Raw genomic sequence first — 13,508 nt, 5'->3', positions numbered from 1 at the left:
GGGGAACGTCACACGCCCACCCGCCGCCCCGCCCCCGTGCGACGTTCCACCCCCTTGGCGGTGGTGAACGTCGCACGGGCCGGAGCGCCGGCGGCGGTGTGCGACGTTCGCCCCGCCCACCCCGGCGACCGGGCCGCCGCTCACCCGGCCAGCGGCGAGGGCGGGATCCGCGGCTCGCCGCGGACGGCGTCGATCCGCAGCGCGACCTCGTCGACGAAGCACCACGACCAGCGCTCGCCGGGCTCGATCGAGCGGATCAGCGGGTGGCCGCTCTCGGCCGCGTGGGCCGAGGCGTGGCGGCCGGGCGAGGAGTCGCAGCAGCCGACGTGGCCGCACTCCAGGCAGATCCGCAGGTGGACCCAGCCGCCGCCGACGGCCAGGCACTGCTCGCAGCCGTCGACCGCCTCCGGCAGCTCGGTGATCCGGACGTGGTCGGCGTGGGTGCAGGCGGGCATCGGAGGCTCCTCGGCGTGCGGGTTCAGGCAGCGCTCGGCGCGACGGCGATCGGGCCGTCGCCGTCGGCGGCCGGGCTCTCGAAGGGGATCCAGACGTGGAAGACCGTCCGCCCCGGCTCGGAGTCGACGGTCAGCGAGCCGTGGTGGCGGTCGACGACGATGCTGCGGGCGGTGGTCAGGCCGAGGCCGGTGCCCTGGCCGACGTCCTTGGTGGTGAAGAACGACTCGAAGACCCGGTCGCGGACCTCGGGCGGCATCCCGGGACCGTCGTCGGCGATCTCGACCAGCGCGCAGGAGCCGTCGCGGCGGGTGGCGATCGTGATCGTGCCCCGCTCGCCGAGGGCCTGGATCGCGTTGTCGAGCAGGTTGGTCCAGACCTGGTTCAGCTCCGGGCCACGGACCATCAGCGGCGGCAGCGTGCGGTCGTAGTCGCGGACGACCTCGATCGCCGTGTGCTTGAGCTTGTGGCCGAGGACGGTGAGCGTCGTCTCCAGCCCCTCGTGGACGTCGACCTCGACCACCTCGCCGCGGTCGACGTAGGCGTAGGACTTGACCGCGCCGACCAGCTCCGACATCCGTGCCGTCGACTCCTGCAGCTCGCGCGCGAGGCCCTGGGCGGAGAGCGTCGCCGCCACCCAGCGGACGACCGCGTCGGTCGCCTCGCCGGCCAGCTCGTGGACCCGCGCCAGCCAGGCGCCGTCGACCCGCGCCCGGGCCAGCGGCTCGACGATCCGCCAGGCCTCGACGACGCCGGCGTCGTCGAGCGCGTCCTGCAGCTCGTCCTCGGCGTCGGCCGCGTCGAGCGCGTCGAGCGCCGAGCAGCTCGCCGCCCGCTGGACCGCCTGCTGCTGGAGCGCGACCAGCTCCGCCGCCTCGGCCCGCTCGACCCCGGCCGCGATCAGGCTGACCAGCGCGCCGTTGACCGTCTCGACCGCCTCGGCCAGGTCGGAGGCCGCCCGCCGCGCCGCCGCGGCCGGGTTGTTCAGCTCGTGGGCGAGGCCGGCGGCCATCGTGCCGAGCGCGGCCAGCCGCTCGCGGTTCTGCTCGACCGCGGCCAGCCGGTGGACGACCGGCGAGACCTTCGCCATCACCCGCTCGCGGACGACCGGGTGCTCGTAGGTCAGGCGCCGGAACTCGTCGGCCGCGATCACCGCCACCGTGCTCGCCGCGTCGGTCTGCATCCGGACCGCGTGGGCGCCGTCGATGATCACCGCCACCGCGCCCATCCAGGTCGGAGCGTCCTGGCGCCCGACCGGCTCGGAGCGATCGCCGTCGATCAGCCAGTTGCGGACCGTGCCGCGCAGCAGCAGGTGGACGCCGCTCGGCTGGTGACCCTGCTCGGCCAGCACGGTCCCGGCCGCGACCTCGGTCACGCGGGCGGCGGCCGCCCAGGCGTCGAGCTGGTCGTCGTCGAGCCCGTCGAAGAGGTCGACCGTCCGCAGCTGCTCGCGGGTGGCGGGGACGCCATCGCTCATCGGGCTCACGCCTCCGCCAGGTACTGGTGGACGAGCGAGACGGCCATCGAGCCCTCGCCGACGGCGCTCGCCACCCGCTTGATCGACCGCGCCCGCACGTCGCCGGCGACGAAGACCCCGGGCACGCTGGTCTCCAGCAGGTAGGGCTCGCGCGGGAGCGGCCAGCGGTCGCCCGGGGCGTCGGGTCCGGCGAGGATGAAGCCGCGCTCGTCGCGGGCGACCACGCCGTCCAGCCAGTCGGTCCGCGGCTGGGCGCCGATGAAGACGAAGCAGGCGTCGGCGGCCAGGTCGGACTCGCCCTCGGGGCCGCGGATCCGCAGCCCGCGCAGCCGGCCGTCGGCCTCCTCGGCGGCGATCGCCGCGGTGCCGGTGCGGACCTCGACGTTCGGCAGCCGCGCGATCTGCTCGATCAGGTAGTGCGACATCGAGGCCTGCAGCGACGGGCCGCGGACGAGCATCGTCACCCGGCCCGCGTAGCCGGCGAAGTGGACCGCCGCCTGCCCGGCCGAGTTGGCGCCGCCGATCACCACCACCTGCTGGTCGGCGCAGGCGCGGGCCTCGGTCATCGCCGCGCCGTAGTAGATCCCGGCCCCGGTCAGCTCGGCGAACCCGGGCGCGTCGAGCTGGCGGTAGGAGACGCCCGAGGCGACGAGCACGCAGCTGGCGCTGAGCGTGTCGCCGCCGCTCAGCTCGACGATCCGCCCGGCGCCCTCGGCCCGCAGCCCGACCGCGTCCTGGACGGTCAGCAGCTCGGCCCCCAGCCGCCGGGCCTGGTCGGTGCCGCGGCGGGCCAGGTCGGATCCGGAGAGGCCGGCCGGGAAGCCCAGGTAGTTCTCGATCCGGCTCGACTGGCCGGCCTGGCCGCCGGGCGCCTCGCGCTCGATCATCACCGTCCGCAGGCCCTCGGAGGCGCCGTAGACCGCGGCCGCCAGCCCGGCGGGACCGCCGCCGACGATCACCAGGTCGTAGTGCTCCTGGGTCGCCTGGCCGCTGACCCCGAGCCGCCCGGCCAGCTCGAGCACGGTCGGCCGCTCCAGGATCGAGCCGTCCTCCAGCAGCACCATCGGCAGCCCGTCGGGGTGGACGCCGGCGACCTGCAGCAGCTCACGGGCCTCGCCGTCGCGCTCGACGTCGAGCCAGCGCGCGGGCACCCGGTTGCGGGCCAGGAAGTCGCGCAGGTCGTGCGAGTCCTTCGAGAACCGGTGGCCGACCACCCGCACCCCGCCGGCGTCGAGCGCGGCGCCGGCCTCCCAGGTGGTCAGCAGGTCCTCGACGACCGGGAACAGCTGCTCCTCGGGCGGGTCCCACGGCTTCAGCAGGTAGTAGTCGAGCGCGACCTCGTTGATCGCCTGGATCGCCGCGTCGGTGTCGGCGTAGGCGGTCAGCAGCACCCGCTTGGCGCCGGGCACCAGCTTGCGCGCCTCGACCAGGTACTCGGTGCCGGACATCCCCGGCATCCGCTGGTCGGCGATCAGCAGCGCGACCGCGTCGCCACGGGTCCGGAGCTGGCGCAGCAGGTCGAGCGCCTCGGCCCCCGAGGAGGCCCGGAGGATCCGGAAGCGGTCGCCGAACCCGCGCCGCAGGTCGCGGGCGACCGCCGCCAGCACCGCCGGCTCGTCGTCGACGGCGACGATCGCCGGCCGCCGCGCGGGTTGCTCCTCGGTACCGCCGTTCTCCGTCACAGCCGCACCTTGCCACACGCGTCAAGCGGGGCCGCGGGGACGGGGGCGCCGCGGGTCAGCGGCGAGCGGGTCGGAGCGCGGTCGGCGACCGCGAGGGCGACGACGGACCCCCGGCCTCGGGCGTCGCGCCGCCGTCCGGGCCGACGGTCGCGGCCGCCGGGACGACGACGGTCGCCTGGGTGCCGCCGCCGGGGCGGGGGGCGATCGCCAGCGAGCCGCCGACCGCGGCCACCCGCATCGCGCACGAGGCCAGGCCGACGTGGCCCGGCCCGGGGGCGTGGGCGCCGCTCGGCATCCCGACGCCGTCGTCGTGGACGACCAGCTCGATCTCGCTCCCGCGGGCGACGATCCGGATCCCGATCCGCGAGGCGCGGGCGTGCTTGGCCGCGTTGGCCAGCAGCTCGCGGGCGACCGCCTCGAGCACGCTGTCGACCGGTCGCCGGCCGACCGGCCCGACCTCGACGTCGATCGGCACCGGCGTCCGCTGGGCCTGGCGCTCGACCAGCCGCGCGATCGTCACCCGCAGCTCGCGCTGCTCGGCGACGGCCGGGTGGGTGTCGGCCAGCAGCATCCGGATCTGCTCCTGGGCGCGGACGATCCCGGCCACGGCCGCGTCGCGGCTGGCCGTTCCGCCGCCCTCGGCCAGGTCGTCGACGTGCCAGCGGATCACGGCCAGGTCCTGCAGCACCTCGTCGTGGAGCTCGTCGGCCAGGCTCTGCCGCTCGCGGGCCTCGACCCGCATCACCTCCAGCAGCGCGTCCCGCTGGGCCGTCCGCCGCTCGCCGTAGGCGACGCCCTCGCGGGCCACGATCGCCACCAGCAGCGTGGCGAGCAGGAAGGTCGGGAACGGGTGCTCGCTCGGCGTCGCCAGCTCGACCACGACCCCGGCGAGGGCGACCACCACCGGCAGCAGCGACTTCCAGCCCGGGACCGCGACGGTCATCACCACCCGCTCCGGGGCCCGCGCGGCCAGCAGCGTGCCGACCAGCAGCGGCACCGCGACGCCGGTGTAGGGCACGTAGAGCCAGCGGCTGTCGAAGGTCAGGCCGCCGAAGCCGTGGGCCAGCTCGGTGATGCTGGCGGCGGCGAAGATCCCGAAGGCGACGGTCAGCCACGAGAGCGCGCTGCGGGGCGCGCGGCCGGTCCGCAGCACCGCCACCAGCCCGACGCCGAGCAGCAGGTGGTTGAGGACCGTGTAGAGGGCGCCGATCACGTAGTCGGCGCTCCAGCTCGCCGGGTCGAGGACGTCGTCGACCCACAGCGACCAGGTCATCATCAGCAGCCCGGCGCCGACCAGGATCCCGTCGCAGAGCAGCCGCAACGCGCCCGGCAGGCCGGACCGTTGCAGCGGCAGCAGCGCGACCGCGAGCGACATCAGCGGCAGCGCGGCGATGTAGAGCAGGTCCCAGACCCGCGGCGCGGCCGGCGAGAGGTCGGCCAGGTACGAGGCGTTCCAGCAGCAGAGGCCGATCAGGTACAGGCTCCAGGCCCCGCAAAGGAGCAGCGCCGCCGGCCGCACCGCCCCCGCCCGCCGGGCGAAGCGGACCGTGGCCACGAGCAGCGCCACCGTCAGCACGATCTGGACGCTGTTGGCCGCGTAGGCCGGCGTGCTCCCGGCCGCGACGGCGATCGCGATCGCCAGCGTCGCCACCGTCGCGAGCGCGATCAGCCGCCGCTCGCCGCGTCCGAGGGTCGCCTGCGGGGCGGGATCGGCGACGTCCCGGGCGGCGCCGACTGCCGGCGCCGCGCGCCGTAGTCGGCGTTGTTGGTCGACCCGTCGGTCCCCCACTGTGGACAGCGTACTACCGGCCGGCCGGGCCACCCCCGGTGCTGGACGGCTAGCTGCCGCGGCCCCGCGGCGGGACCCGCGCCCGCAGCGCCGCGGCGATCTCGCCGGCGGCCTCCAGCTGCTGCGGCGTCAGCGCGTCGACGAACAGCGCCCGGACGTCGCGCAGGTGCGGCAGCGCGGCGCGGTCGAAGGCGGTGCGGCCGGCGGCGTCGAGGACCACCTCGGCGCCGCGGTTGTCGTCCGGGCACTGCTCGCGGCGGACCAGGCCCCGGCGCTCCATCCGGCCCAGGTGGTGGGAGAGCCGGCTGCGCTCCCAGCCGATCGCGTCGGCGATCGCGGACGGGCGCAGCCGCTGGCCGTCGGCCTCGCTGAGCGCGAGCAGGACCGCGTAGTCGCCGGCCGAGAGGCCGAAGTCGCGCTGCAGCCGCGCCGACAGCTCGGAGCGGAGCGCGTCGAACGTCTCGATGAACTCGCGCCAGGTCCGCAGCTCCTCCGCGGTCGGCAGCGTCCGTCGTCGCTGGGCCATCCCTGCCTCCTTGGTTGACATGTCAATCATGCCGTGCAACGATTGACATGTCAACTATTAAGGCCGAGGACGGGAGGACCCGATGAACGACGACTTCGAGCTGGGACTGGACTCGTTCGGCGAGCTCGCGACCGCCGACGACGGGCGCGTCCTCTCCGACGCCGAGACGCTGCGGCTGATCGTCGCCGAGGCGCAGCTGGCCGAGGCGGTCGGCCTCGACGTCTTCAACGTCGGCGAGCACTACCGCGAGGGCAACAACGACTCGGCGACCCCGGTGCTGCTGGCGGCGATCGCCAGCGCGACCGAGCGGATCGCGCTCGGGACCTCGGTCACCGTCCTCAGCACCAACGATCCGGTGCGGCAGTACCACGAGTTCTCGACCCTCGACGCGGTCTCCAACGGCCGCGCGCAGATCGTCCTCGGCCGTGCCTCGGCGACCGACTCGTTCCCGCTCTTCGGCTACGACCTGGCCGACTACGAGCAGCTGTTCGAGGAGAAGCTGGAGCTGTTCATGCGGCTCCAGCGCGAGCCGTCGGTCACCTGGTCGGGCAGCGTCCGGGCGCCGCTGGTCGAGCAGCGCCTGCACCCGCGGATGCCCGCCGGCGGGATCCCGACCTGGATCGGCGTCGGCGGCAGCCCCGAGTCGGTCGTGCGCGCCGCCCGCTACGGGTTGCCGCTGATGCTGGCGATCATCGGCGGCCAGCCGCAGCGGTTCGCCGGCCACGTCGAGCTGTACCACCGGGCGCTGGAGCAGTTCGACCAGCCGCTGCAGCCGGTCGGCCAGCACTCGCTGGGCCTGGTCGCCGACAGCGACGAGGAGGCCCGCGAGACGTGGTGGCCCTACTGGCGTCAGGTGGTCGAGCGGCTCTCGCGCGAGCGCGGCTTCTACCCGCCGACCCGCGAGCGCTACGAGCGCGAGGTCGAGACCGGCGCGCTCTTCGTCGGCTCGCCGGAGACGGTCGCGCGGAAGATCGCGACGGTCGCCCGCGACCTGCGGCTGAGCCGCTTCGACCTCAAGTACGACGTGCTCGAGCTGCCGGTGGCGGCGCGGGCACGGACGATCGAGCTGCTCGGCCGCGAGGTCGCGCCGCGGGTCCGCGAGCTGCTGGCGCAGGAGCCGATCCATGCCTGAGCATCAGCGCGTGGTCGCGATCCTCGGGGCTGGCAAGGTCGGGATCGTCCTCGCCCGGCTGGCACTGGCCGCCGGTCACCGGGTGCTGATCGCCGGCTCCGGCGCGGTCGAGCGGATCGCCCTGACGGTCCAGGTGATGCTGCCGGGCGCGGTCGCCGCGACCGCGGCCGAGGCGGCGGCGGAGGCCGACGTCGTGATCCTCGCGCTGCCGCTCGGCAAGTACCGGACGATCCCCGCCGAGGCCCTCCGCGGCAAGCTCGTGATCGACGCCATGAACTACTGGTGGGAGGTCGACGGGATCCGCGACGACCTGGCCGACCCGCGGACCTCGTCGAGCGAGACGGTCCAGGCGTTCCTCGCGGGCGCGCGCGTGGTGAAGGCGTTCAACCACGTCGGCTACCACGACCTGGAGGAGGGCGCCCGGCCCGCCGGCGCCGACGATCGGCGGGCGGTGGCGATCGCCGGCGACGATCGCGACGACCTCGCCACGGTCGCCGCGCTGGTCGACGAGCTGGGCTTCGACCCGGTCGTCGCCGGTGGACTCGCCGCCGGCGTCCGGCTGGAGCCCGGCAGCGAGCCGTTCGGGGCCGACGTCCCGGCCGACGAGCTGCGGGCGATGCTCGACCGCTTCCCGCGCTCCGAGCGGGGACGGATCGTCGCCGCGGCACGCGGCGGCGCGGTCTAGCGAGGGCCCGCCGGGGCCCCGTCGCAACGCCCCGGGCGCTTGGTGTGCACGGGGTCGCCCGGGGCGTTGCTTGGGATGGCACGGGAGGGGGGGCCCGTGCGACCCGGGAGTCTAGGCCCGCCGGCGCATGTCGTGTTCGGCGTACGCAGGCTCGCGCGACGACCGAGGGCGGCGGCGGGCCCGGATCAGCAGCGGGGAAGGCCCGCCGTGAAGCCGTCGCGACCGCTCGTCGACAGGTACAGGTCGCTGACCCAGCTGCCGTCGAGCAGCTGGTCCCAGACGCTGGAGCGGCCGCCGATCGTCGCCACCGTGGCCCCGGTCGCTTGGCAGACGACCCGCACCGCGGTGCCCTCCGGCAGCCGCCCGACCTCGCGCGAGGCGGTCGTCGGCCGCTCGCGCTGGATCAGGGCGCAGCGGCCGCCGACGCAGCTGCCGGAGACGCGGAACGGCTGGGCGACGGTCAGGTTGCCGCCGCCGTGGCCACTGCCGCCCGGGTCGCCGCCGGCCCGGCGGACGGCGACCGCGGCCGAGCGGCCGATCGTGCGGCCGGCGGCGTCGAGCGCGTTGGCCCGGATCGCGACGTCGACGGCGACCGCGTTGCCCGGCCGCCAGACGATCCGGAAGCCGTCGGCGCGTGATCGATCGCTGCCGATCGTGTGCCAGCGCAGCACGCCGTCGGCGTCGGCCCAGCGGCCGCGGAAGACGACCGCGCGGGCGCGCGGGGCGACGGCGATCACCGTCACGCGGGCGGCCAGGGCCGTCCCGGCGCTCGGCGCGGTCAGCGTCACCGCGGGCGCCCGGGCGGTCCGCGCCGCGCTGGCGGCCGGCGCGGTGGCCGCCGCGGCGATGGTCGCGGCGGCGATCGCGCCGACGTGGGTCCAACGGACCCGGCGGGTCCGGCTCGTGGTCATTCGCTGCTCCTTCGGAGGGGTGGTCGCGCCGGACGATAGGTCAGGAACGGCCGTCCTCCGGCGGGCATGCGGAGGTCCGGTTCGGCGTCCGGATCTGCCGTTCACCGTTGGTGACGGCGGTCGCAGAGCGGCGCCGCCGACCCTGCTGCGGCGCTAGCGCCGCAGGGTCAGCGCGGCGCTGACCGCCTTGCCCTTCGACGGCTTCAGCTGAACCGTCACCCGCTGCGTGCGGGCGCGCGCGATCACGCGCCGGCCGCTGGCCGACGGCGTCACCGCGACGGTCGCCTGGCGACCCGCCTTCAGCGCGTAGCCACGGCGGCCGAGGGTCGCCTTGCCCTTCTTGATCCGGACCGTCCCGCGGCAGGCGCGCGACCCGCCGCAGCGGACGGCGACGGCGATCCGGCCGCGCCGATAGCGGAGCGAGGAGGACGCCACCCGCGGGCCGTCGGCGACCGGGCGGAAGACGAAGACGCCGCCCTGGACCCCGCCGCGACCGGTGCCGACGACCAACCGGCCGCGACCATCGACGGCCAGGCCGAATCCGCGCGGGCCGCGGTCGGTCGGCACCGCGACCGACTCGCGGAAGCGGCCGTCGGCGGAGAAGCGCTGCAGCCGCAGCGGCACCGAGAGCGGCGAGATCAGGCCGCCGTCGAGCACCCAGACGTCGCCGGAGCGGTCGACCGCGACCGCCGCCGGGTTGCGGAACTGGCCCTTGCCCGTGCCGGTCTGCCCCCAGCCGCCGGTGACGGCGCCCGACTCGCCGAAGCGCTGGATCCGGTCGTTGCCGGCGTCGGCCACGAAGACGTTGCCGCGGCCGTCGACGGCGACGTCGTTCGGCAGCTGGAACTGGCCGGCGGCGCTGCCCTGACCGCCCCAGACCGCCAGCTGCTGGCCGTTGGCGGCGTAGCGGACGACCCCGGCGCCGTTGTCGCCGCCGAGGTACGAGAGGTAGAAGCCGCCGTGACCGTCGAAGGCGAAGCCGAGCCCCAGGGCCAGCGGCTGGCCTCCGACCTGCAGCAGGCCGCGGCCGGTCTGACGGCCAGCGGCGTCGAACGCGGTCAGGGCGCTGTCGCCGTCGACCACCATCGTCCCGTCGACGCCGTTGGCGGAGACGACCTGGGCGTTGCCGCCCGGCAACGACCAGCTGGCGATCTGCTTCCCGGAGCCGTCGTAGCGGCGGACCGTGTCGGTCGATCCGGGCCCGTCGATCAGGGCCCGGACGTCGCCGCGCTCGGAGACGTCGAGGTCGATCAGGCCGTCGACCGCCCACGAGCGCTCGACCTCCCAGGCGGCGTCGGCGGCCGGCGCGGCGGTGAGCGTCGCCAGGGCGGCCATGGCGAGGATCGCGGTACGGGGTGACCGGCGGCCGCTCGACGCGGTCGCGCGGCAGGGGAACGGGTTCACTGGTGCTCCTGGAGCCGCGGGGGGGGACGGCCCCGGCGGCGGGACGGCGCCGGGTCGACCGGCCGATGAGGACCGGTCGGCCGACCATAGCAACGGTCGTGTACGGGTGACGCAGGTGTCCCGCGGACCGGTCAGGAATCGAGAAGCCGGGGCCGAACGCCGTTCCTACACTCGCCCCCATGAACGCCACGCTCCAGATCGACGTCGTCCTGCTCGGGGTCGCGGACCTCGACCGCGCCAAGCGCTTCTACGGCGAGGGGATGGGGGGCGAGATCGAGCAGGACGTGCCCGGCTTCGCCCGCCTGCGGCTCGGCGCCGGCTCGACCTCGCTGGCCCTCGTCGACCGCGAGACCGCCGCCCAGGACGCCGGCGTCGCCGCCGACGGCTCCGGCTTCCGGGCGGTATCGCTGCACGTGATCGTCGACTCGCGCGCGCAGGTCGACGAGCTGCTGGGCGCGGCCGAGGCGGCCGGGGCGACCCTCGTCAAGCCGCCGACCGCCGCCCAGTGGGGCGGCTACGACGGCTGGTTCGGCGACCCCGACGGCCACCTCTGGAAGGTCGCGACCAGCGCTTGAGGGCAGCGGTCAGGCCGCGGCCAGAGGGTCGAGCCCGGAGAGCCGCCGCGCCTGCCGCCAGACGGCGTCGGCCACGACCGGATCGGCGGCGAGCGGCGCCAGCGGCTGCTCCTGCTCGATCTCGTAGTAGCGGCCGCTGACGCCGGCCAGGGCCGGGTCGCGGGCCAGCCGGACGATCGGGGCGACGGCGTCGGTCGGGTCGGCCCAGCCGCGCTTGACCAGTCGCAGCAGCAGGCCGAGCGGACCGCCGCGGTCGCCGAGCCCGGTCCGGATCACCCCCGGATGGACGGCGTTGATGGCGATCCCGCGCGGCCGCAGCCGCTCCGCGAACCGCGCCAGGGTCAGCAGGTTGCAGAGCTTGGTGTCGGCGTAGGTGCGGATCGGGTGGAAGCTCGCGCCGTTCCAGACCCGCTCGACGTCGGCCCGGCCCTTGACGTGGAGGCCGGCGCTGACCTGGACGATCCGCCCGCCGTCGACCAGCCGCGGTTCCAGCTCGTGGTTGAGCAGGAACGGGGCCAGGTGGTTGACGGCGAACGCCCGCTCGACGCCACCCTCGACCAGCTCGCGGCGAGCCGGCCAGACGCCCGCGTTGTGGATCAGGACGTCGATCCGGTCGCAGGCGGCGCGGATCCGCGCCGCCGCCTCGCGGGCGACGCGTGCCCCGGCGAGGTCGCCGATGACGACCCGGACCTCGCCGGGGCAGGTGGCCAGCGCCCGTCGCAGCCCTTCGCCTTCGCGCGGATCGCGGCAGACCGCGATCACCCGCCACCCCCTGGCGGAGACGAGATCCGTGGTCACAGCGCGCCCGATGCCGCGATTGGCACCGGTCACCACGACGGTCCGCTCCTGGTGGGCCACGGCCGACACCTTACCCACAAACCGAGAGAAATTCTAGAACTACTCTCTAGAAACTGACCGCCACACCCGTTCCGGCAGCGCCCGGCGGGCGTCGTCGAGGTCGTAGCCGGCGGCGCCGGCCAGCCAGCGCCGGGTGGCCTCGGCCGGCGGTCCGACCAGCAGCGCCTCGAGCATCGGAGGCGACAACCGGACCACGTCGCCGCGGGCCATGAAGGGCTCGATCCAGGCCAGCATCCGGGCCATCCGCGGACCCTTCGCCTCATCGACCGCCGCGGCGTTGGCGGCCAGGAAGCCGGCGAAGGCCGACCCGTGGATCACCCGCGCCTCGACCGGGTGCTCCACGCCCCACCGCAGGTAGCCCTCGACGAACCGGAGGACCCCGGTGCGCGCGGTCCGGCTGCGCTCCAGCTCGGCCACCAGCGCGTCGAGCAGCGCCGCCATCGAACGCGCGTAGAGCTCAGCCGCCAGCCCCTCGAAGCTGCCGAAGTGGTGGTAGAGGCTGCCGACGCTGACCCCGCTGGCGCGGGTCACGGCCGTCGTCGTCAGCCCCTCCAACCCCTCCTGCTCGACGATCGCCAGCGACGCGTCGAGCAGCCGATCGATCGTCGCCCGCCCCCGCTGCCGGCGAGCGACGTCGGTCCGCGCGCCCAGCCTGGTCCGTCTCTCGGCCACGACCGGGATCATCGTGGTTCGGGGCGGGCCCCGCCTACGACGCCGGGCTGGTCCAGTCGTCCTTCATGTGCGGAACCAGCTGCGACTGGATCTCCTCGTCGGTGCTCGGCTGGCCGGCGACGTAGTTCGGCTCGCCCGGGTTCGGGTCGTAGTGGTGGCCCGTCCGCTCGACGAAGGTGACCGGGAAGCCGCCGCCCTTCAGGGTCTGGATCTCGTTGCGGACGCCGGCGATCGGGTAGGCGTCGTCGGCGCTGTGCGCGACGTGGACGACCGGGAACTTCCAGGCCGCGGCGGCCAGCGAGGCGGAGGCGGTCGAGCCGGTGTCCTGGAACGGCGCGGTGTTCATCGCCAGCAGGCCGGCGAAGGTCTTGGCGTTGTAGAAGGCCGTCCGGTAGGAGAGGTCGCCGCCGGAGGAGTAGCCGCCGATCACGACCCGGCGGGGGTCGATCCGGAAGCGGGCGATCGCGTCGGAGATCGCGGTCAGGACGCGGCGCGGGCCGGTGCTCATGCTCCAGCAGCCGCCGTCGGCGCCGTCGGGCGCGATCGAGATGTAGCGCTGGTCGTCGTAGTAGTCCCCGACCACGAACAGGTCGCCGGCGCTCTCGCCGCCGCAGCCGTGCAGCCAGACCAGCAGCCGGGTCGGCTGGGCCGGGTCGTAGTCGGTCGGGACGAAGGCCCAGTAGCGACCGAGGGCGTCGTCGATCGCGAACGGCTTCTCGCGCTCCGGGATCGCCGCCGGGGCGCAGGCCGGCGTGCCGCAGGGCGGGGCCGCCGGCTGGTCGCGGCCGCCGCTCGGCGTCGGATCCGGGTTCGGCGTCGGATCGGGCGTGCCGGCCGCGCCGATCGTCAGCGTGCCGACGGTCCGGCAGTTGTTGCCCTCGCGACGCTCGCGGACGTCGTTGGCGGGATCGACGCAGGCCCGCAGGCGGTAGCGGCCGGCGACCAGGCCCTTTGGCGTGGCCCGGAAGCGGACGCTGCGGGTCGACGAGCGGCGGCGACCGCTCAGCCGCACCGTCTGGACGGTCCGGCGACGGCTGGAGCGCTCGGCCCGCAGGACGACGGTGGTCGCTCCGACCCGTCCCTGGTTGCGGACGCCGACCGAGCCGCTCACGGCGCCGGCCTTGACGCGGACGCTGCCGGCGCTGACGGAGAGGTCGGGACGGGACGCGGCCGACGCGGCGGGCGCGAGGGCGGCGAGCAGCAGCGGACCGGCGAGCAGGAGCGCTGGAGTACGGAGGGTGGACGGCTTGCGCATGGGAGGGCCTCGGGTGGCTTCGTGCCGCTGCTGCGGGTTTCCAGCATCGGCGTTCAGTGGACGAAAGGCAACCTCGCAGGGGGCGGATG

At 75.4% G+C, this 13,508-nt stretch carries 13 protein-coding genes; 3 read left to right on the top strand and 10 right to left on the bottom strand.

The window, feature by feature from the left end; all coding sequences use genetic code 11:
* Window positions 1–140: 140 nt before the first annotated feature.
* The 5 genes from SH587_RS01220 to SH587_RS01200 are packed head-to-tail and all read right to left on the bottom strand — an operon-like array spanning window position 141 to window position 5,957.
* Window positions 141–455: a UBP-type zinc finger domain-containing protein gene (locus SH587_RS01220; RefSeq protein WP_320668719.1), complete on the bottom strand. Its 315-nt coding sequence runs from the start codon at window positions 453–455 to the stop codon at window positions 141–143.
* Between the two features lie 23 nt (window positions 456–478).
* Entirely contained in the window at window positions 479–1,930 is a 1,452-nt protein-coding gene (locus tag SH587_RS01215) for a sensor histidine kinase (RefSeq protein ID WP_320668718.1), read from the bottom strand.
* A gap of 5 nt (window positions 1,931–1,935) precedes the next feature.
* Window positions 1,936–3,612 (bottom strand): NAD(P)/FAD-dependent oxidoreductase, encoded by a 1,677-nt coding sequence (locus SH587_RS01210; protein WP_320668717.1) that lies wholly within the window; start codon window positions 3,610–3,612, stop codon window positions 1,936–1,938.
* 55 nt (window positions 3,613–3,667) lie between these two features.
* On the bottom strand, window positions 3,668–5,401 hold the full coding sequence (locus SH587_RS01205; RefSeq protein WP_320668716.1) for a sensor histidine kinase: 1,734 nt from the start codon (window positions 5,399–5,401) through the stop codon (window positions 3,668–3,670).
* A gap of 49 nt (window positions 5,402–5,450) precedes the next feature.
* The gene (locus SH587_RS01200) at window positions 5,451–5,957 is read right to left on the bottom strand and encodes a MarR family winged helix-turn-helix transcriptional regulator (protein WP_320668715.1); all 507 of its coding nucleotides are present in this window, start codon (window positions 5,955–5,957) and stop codon (window positions 5,451–5,453) included.
* 52 nt (window positions 5,958–6,009) lie between these two features.
* On the opposite strand from SH587_RS01200, the gene SH587_RS01195 reads away from it, so the two are divergent.
* Both SH587_RS01195 and SH587_RS01190 read left to right on the top strand, forming a co-directional pair.
* Window positions 6,010–7,059: an LLM class flavin-dependent oxidoreductase gene (locus SH587_RS01195; RefSeq protein WP_320668714.1), complete on the top strand. Its 1,050-nt coding sequence runs from the start codon at window positions 6,010–6,012 to the stop codon at window positions 7,057–7,059.
* Entirely contained in the window at window positions 7,052–7,744 is a 693-nt protein-coding gene (locus SH587_RS01190; RefSeq protein WP_320668713.1) for an NADPH-dependent F420 reductase, read from the top strand. The genes SH587_RS01195 and SH587_RS01190 overlap by 8 nt, the downstream gene beginning before the upstream one ends.
* A gap of 185 nt (window positions 7,745–7,929) precedes the next feature.
* On the opposite strand, the gene SH587_RS01185 is transcribed toward SH587_RS01190, so the two are convergent.
* Together SH587_RS01185 and SH587_RS01180 are read right to left on the bottom strand one after the other, a co-directional pair.
* Window positions 7,930–8,655: a hypothetical protein gene (locus tag SH587_RS01185; protein WP_320668712.1), complete on the bottom strand. Its 726-nt coding sequence runs from the start codon at window positions 8,653–8,655 to the stop codon at window positions 7,930–7,932.
* A gap of 153 nt (window positions 8,656–8,808) precedes the next feature.
* A complete protein-coding gene (locus SH587_RS01180) occupies window positions 8,809–9,990 on the bottom strand; it encodes an NHL repeat-containing protein (protein WP_320668711.1) in 1,182 nt (393 codons plus the stop codon).
* Between the two features lie 248 nt (window positions 9,991–10,238).
* On the opposite strand from SH587_RS01180, the gene SH587_RS01175 reads away from it, so the two are divergent.
* On the top strand, window positions 10,239–10,634 hold the full coding sequence (locus SH587_RS01175; protein WP_320668710.1) for a VOC family protein: 396 nt from the start codon (window positions 10,239–10,241) through the stop codon (window positions 10,632–10,634).
* A 9-nt stretch (window positions 10,635–10,643) separates the two neighbouring features.
* On the opposite strand, the gene SH587_RS01170 is transcribed toward SH587_RS01175, so the two are convergent.
* From SH587_RS01170 to SH587_RS01160, 3 genes are all read right to left on the bottom strand, one after another.
* Window positions 10,644–11,465 (bottom strand): SDR family NAD(P)-dependent oxidoreductase, encoded by an 822-nt coding sequence (locus SH587_RS01170; protein WP_320668914.1) that lies wholly within the window; start codon window positions 11,463–11,465, stop codon window positions 10,644–10,646.
* 66 nt (window positions 11,466–11,531) lie between these two features.
* A complete protein-coding gene (locus SH587_RS01165; RefSeq protein ID WP_320668709.1) occupies window positions 11,532–12,164 on the bottom strand; it encodes a TetR/AcrR family transcriptional regulator in 633 nt (210 codons plus the stop codon).
* A gap of 34 nt (window positions 12,165–12,198) precedes the next feature.
* Window positions 12,199–13,419 carry a CARDB domain-containing protein gene (locus SH587_RS01160; protein WP_320668708.1) on the bottom strand — a complete coding sequence of 407 codons (1,221 nt, stop codon included), beginning with the start codon at window positions 13,417–13,419 and terminating at the stop codon, window positions 12,199–12,201.
* Window positions 13,420–13,508 lie beyond the last annotated feature (89 nt).

The sequence above is a fragment of the Patulibacter defluvii genome, assembly GCF_034096925.1.
In the GTDB taxonomy this organism is placed as follows: domain Bacteria; phylum Actinomycetota; class Thermoleophilia; order Solirubrobacterales; family Solirubrobacteraceae; genus Patulibacter; species Patulibacter defluvii.
This window is presented reverse-complemented; position numbering and strand designations above follow the sequence as displayed.

What these genes read in the sequence shown, in the direction of transcription:
- SH587_RS01220 (WP_320668719.1), bottom strand. Translation starts at nt 455, where the DNA reads ATGCCCGCCTGCACCCACGCCGACCACGTCCGGATCACCGAGCTGCCG.
- SH587_RS01215 (WP_320668718.1), bottom strand. Translation starts at nt 1,930, where the DNA reads ATGAGCGATGGCGTCCCCGCCACCCGCGAGCAGCTGCGGACGGTCGAC.
- SH587_RS01200 (WP_320668715.1), bottom strand. Translation starts at nt 5,957, where the DNA reads ATGATTGACATGTCAACCAAGGAGGCAGGGATGGCCCAGCGACGACGG.
- SH587_RS01195 (WP_320668714.1), top strand. Translation starts at nt 6,010, where the DNA reads ATGAACGACGACTTCGAGCTGGGACTGGACTCGTTCGGCGAGCTCGCG.
- SH587_RS01190 (WP_320668713.1), top strand. Translation starts at nt 7,052, where the DNA reads ATGCCTGAGCATCAGCGCGTGGTCGCGATCCTCGGGGCTGGCAAGGTC.
- SH587_RS01185 (WP_320668712.1), bottom strand. Translation starts at nt 8,655, where the DNA reads ATGACCACGAGCCGGACCCGCCGGGTCCGTTGGACCCACGTCGGCGCG.
- SH587_RS01180 (WP_320668711.1), bottom strand. Translation starts at nt 9,990, where the DNA reads ATGGCCGCCCTGGCGACGCTCACCGCCGCGCCGGCCGCCGACGCCGCC.
- SH587_RS01175 (WP_320668710.1), top strand. Translation starts at nt 10,239, where the DNA reads ATGAACGCCACGCTCCAGATCGACGTCGTCCTGCTCGGGGTCGCGGAC.
- SH587_RS01160 (WP_320668708.1), bottom strand. Translation starts at nt 13,419, where the DNA reads ATGCGCAAGCCGTCCACCCTCCGTACTCCAGCGCTCCTGCTCGCCGGT.